Source organism: Chthoniobacter sp., assembly GCF_040003245.1.
Lineage (GTDB): Bacteria > Verrucomicrobiota > Verrucomicrobiia > Chthoniobacterales > Chthoniobacteraceae > Chthoniobacter.
The window spans coordinates 1-3,422 of record NZ_JBDUCX010000392.1 but is presented as its reverse complement, the minus strand read 5'-3'; the positions used below and the strand labels follow the sequence as shown (position 1 = coordinate 3,422).

The 3,422-nt window shown below is 60.6% G+C and carries 2 protein-coding genes and 2 pseudogenes; 3 read left to right on the top strand and 1 reads right to left on the bottom strand.

Annotation, left to right across the window (positions count from 1 at the left end; translation table 11 throughout):
• Together ABJF10_RS30095 and ABJF10_RS30090 are read left to right on the top strand one after the other, a co-directional pair.
• Positions 1–301: pseudogene (locus ABJF10_RS30095) on the top strand (hypothetical protein); the annotation flags it as partial.
• 61 nt (positions 302–362) lie between these two features.
• Entirely contained in the window at positions 363–998 is a 636-nt protein-coding gene (locus ABJF10_RS30090; protein WP_348548291.1) for a prepilin-type N-terminal cleavage/methylation domain-containing protein, read from the top strand.
• A 26-nt stretch (positions 999–1,024) separates the two neighbouring features.
• Here the strand turns inward: ABJF10_RS30090 and ABJF10_RS30085 are convergent, their stop codons facing one another.
• On the bottom strand, positions 1,025–1,699 hold the full coding sequence (locus ABJF10_RS30085) for a glutathione S-transferase family protein (RefSeq protein WP_348548290.1): 675 nt from the start codon (positions 1,697–1,699) through the stop codon (positions 1,025–1,027).
• A 123-nt stretch (positions 1,700–1,822) separates the two neighbouring features.
• Here ABJF10_RS30085 and ABJF10_RS30080 point away from each other — a divergent pair.
• Positions 1,823–3,422: pseudogene (locus ABJF10_RS30080) on the top strand (peptidase M28); the annotation flags it as partial.

Sequence of the window (3,422 nt, the reverse complement as noted above, 5' to 3'; positions counted from 1 at the left end):
CACTGAAACGGGGAAAAATTACGCGCCGGATTTTTTCAAGCCTTCGCGCCTTGGAGGATCAAAAGATCCGAATACCGGGAAGATACTCCCCCCCGGAGTGCAATACATCATGGACCCGTTCGGAAATCCCTATGGTTATTCGACGGCGGGATTGGCGGTCGAACAACAATACCGGGCTGCGCTGGCCACGAATCCCAGTGCGGGACGGCCGCCGCAGAAAGGCTACAATCCGACCTTTGATCTGTGGTCGTGCGCCGGTGACACGGCAGGTTTGACCACCAAGTGGATTAAGAACTGGTGATCGATCCGGGATGCCCCCCGGATTCTTCACGCGCCCATAAGAAAAGATTTCCTCATTTCTTATGATCCGCACCGCACCTCACAGGGCCTTCACCTTGATCGAGATGATTACGGTCATCGCCATCATTGCGATTCTGGCCGCACTCGTTCTAGGGGTCTACCAGGTGGTGAAGTATCAAACCGCCAAGGCACGGGCAGACACGGATATCCAGCAACTCAGTTCCGCGCTGCAAAGTTACCACACGGACTACGGCGGCTTTCCCCAAGACAGTCAGAAGACCGACAAACTGGACGCGCGCAATGTGAGCGACGCGACGGACGGATCACCGACAGGTAAGATGGCGGCGGCGAGCAAATACCTCTACGAGTGCCTGACGGGTGACACGAGCGATAACGGGACGATGACGAAGAATTACGCTCCGGGCTTTTTCATCCCGTCGCGGCTCGGAGGGCCCAAAGTGGGCAACACGGTTAACCCGGTGCAGTACATCATGGACCCCTTCGGGAATAGCTATGGATATTCGACGGCCGGCCTGCTGGTGGAGCAGGAATACCGCGCCGCATTGGCTACCAATCCGAATGCAAACAGGCCGGTGCAAAACAGCCAGGGCACTCAAGGCTACAATCCCACCTTCGATTTATGGTCGACTGCGGGTGATACGACCGGCAACACGGCGAAGTGGCGCAAGAACTGGTAGTCGGACCCGGATGACGCCCGGGGCCGTCACGCGCCGGCGGAAAAGGATACTTTCCCCATTTTCTCGAACCATTTGGAAAGCGCGTCCTGCTCAGGGTTCAGGCGGTTGTGCCCTCCGTAGGTGAGGTTGCCCAGCATGCCGTAGAGCAGGAAATCACTGTACACCGGCGCAGCTCCGAACAGGAACGGAGAATGCCGCAGGGTGGTCTCAAAGCGGGCCAGCAACCGGTCCGCTTCTGCCCGGATGGCCGGTGCCTCGCGGCGCCATTGCTCCACGCATCCCCGACCAAATTTCCGCTCCTTGTGCCGCAGAAACAAGCCACGCGCCACGGGATCGCCGATGTGGTCCAGGGTGTGCGGGTCGAGCAGGCGGAAGGTGTTAAACTCCACGTCGTCGCTGAGAAACTCGATGACGATCTGTTGGAGCCCGTCGAGTCGTTCCGGGAAAAGCCGGCCCCCGGCAAAGTGCTGGTCGACGTAGTGGGCGATGTCCTCGCTCTGGCCGCTGGATTCGGTGACGATCCGGCCATCGTGCACCAGCACGGGCACCTGATAATAGGCGCCATTGGTCAGGCGGAGCAATTCGCTGCGGTCCCAATTCGGAATTTCCCGCCTTTCAAAGTCCACCCCACAGGCCCGCAGGGCGGCGGTGATCGGGATGCAAAACGGGCTGTAGGCCATTTCGTAGATCGTGAGGCTCATAAGAAATCGGGGTTTGCCGGATGTTGATTGTGGGAAGGCGGAATTCCGCCGTCGAGATTGCCGTGCGCCCCGCCGGTGGCTCAACATCGAACATTCCCGCCGTTTCAGCATCCAACCCTTTCCATGCGCCGCTTCCTCCTCCTCTTCGTTTGCCTGTTCACCGCCGCCGCCGTAGCCGATGACGCGGCGAATGAAGCGCGTTTCGTCACCAACGCGCGCCAGCTCATTTTCGAGGGCAAACGGAGCGGGGAGGGATACTTCCATCCCGACGGCAACCTGCTGATCTTCCAAAGCGAGCGGGAGGAGGGGAACCCCTTTTACCAGATGTATCTGCTCGATCTGCTCTCGGGCGAGACGGCGCGGGTGTCACCCGGCACGGGCAAGACGACCTGCGGATTCTTCCAGCCCGGCACCGGGCGGGTGATGTTTGCCTCCACGCATGCCGACCCCGAGGCGGTCGCCAAGCAAAAGGCCGAGCTGGAATTCCGTGCGAGCGGCAAACAGCGCCGCTATTCCTGGGATTACGACGCGACGATGGACATCTATTCGTGCAACCAGGACGGCACGCAGCTCGTGAATCTCACCCACTCACCGGGCTACGACGCCGAGGGCGCCTTTTCGCCGGATGGCAAGCAGATCGTCTTTTGCTCGCTGCGTGGCGCCTTCCCGCTCGAAAAGCTCACGCCCGAGCAGCGCGCCCGCTACGACAAGGATCCCGCCTACTTCGGCGACATCTACGTCATGAATGCCGACGGCACCAACGTGCGGCAGCTCACCGACGCGCCGGGCTACGACGGCGGCCCGTTCTTCTCGCCCGATGGCACGCGCATCATCTGGCGGCACTTCGCCGAGAGCGGGATGGTCGCGGACGTGTGGACGATGAAGATCGACGGCTCGGACAAGCATCGCGTTACCGACTTTCAGTCGATGTCGTGGGCGCCCTATTATCACCCGAGCGGCAAGTATATCGTCTTCACCTCGAACAAGCTGGGCTTCACGAATTTCGAAATCTTCATTGTGGATGTGAACGGCGAGCACGAACCGGTGCGCGTGACCTACACCGATGGATTCGATGGACTCCCGGTCTTTTCGCCCGATGGCAAAAAGCTGTGCTGGACCAGCGGCCGGACAAGCGACGGAAAGTCGCAAATCTTCTTGGCAAATTGGAATCATCAGGCAGCCCTGAAGGCACTCGAAGAAGCGCCGTTGCGGGGCAACGCACCCGCCGGCGTGAAGCCGGAAGCAGCCAAGGCTCCCGCACCGGAGCAGACGGGCGCGAAATCGGATACCGAAGCGCTCTCCCCGGAAATCCGCGGAGAGGATTTGAAATACGAGGCATCCTGGCTGGCCGATCCGCTCCGCGAAGGACGGGAGACGGGCACCGCTGGCGCCAAGGCGTCGGCGGATTTCCTCACCGGTTATTTCCGGACGCTGGGCCTGAAACCACTGGGTGGTGATTTTCGCGAAGGCTTCGAATTCAATTCCGGCACCCGCGTCGACCCGGCGAAAACGAGCCTCTCGATTACCGGTGATGGCGCGAAAGCGGATGCGGCGGGAAAAGAAAAGTTCCAGCCTGCATTGGACAAGGGCTTTCGCCCGCTGGCGTTCAGCGAGAGCGACTCGGTGGAAGGCGAAGTGGTCTTCGCCGGCTACGGCCTCAGCGCGCCCGAGGACGCCAAAAACGCCCGCTACAACAGCTACGATGGCCTCGACGTGAAGGACA